The organism is Staphylococcus gallinarum (assembly GCF_000875895.1).
Classification (GTDB): domain Bacteria; phylum Bacillota; class Bacilli; order Staphylococcales; family Staphylococcaceae; genus Staphylococcus; species Staphylococcus gallinarum.
Genome location: NZ_JXCF01000065.1, coordinates 1 through 241 on the forward strand (window position 1 = coordinate 1; position 241 = coordinate 241).

The following is a 241-nucleotide window of genomic DNA, read 5'->3' on the forward strand; positions in this document are numbered from 1 at the left end:
TCATAAATTCAGACAGTTTGTGAGCATTGTTCTTATTAAGATTCCCAACAATTGTCATAGCATCAAAGTGTAATTTTGGTTCGGGGGTGTACATAATATGTCGGTTTAACCGGCTATTAGGGTATCCGGTTTTAGAAAAATTTGAGTTTTCCTTTTCCAAACTTTGTTTTGCCTGAATTTCTTCTGCTTTTTTACTCATAAAAAATCGACTCCTTATTTTGTTTAAGAAGTCGCTCACCCG

The 241-nt window shown here is 34.9% G+C and carries 1 pseudogene; it reads right to left on the bottom strand.

Annotated elements, in window-relative coordinates:
• A pseudogene (locus tag SH09_RS12940) lies at nucleotides 1-199 on the bottom strand (replication initiation factor domain-containing protein); the annotation flags it as partial.
• Nucleotides 200-241: the final 42 nt, after the last annotated feature.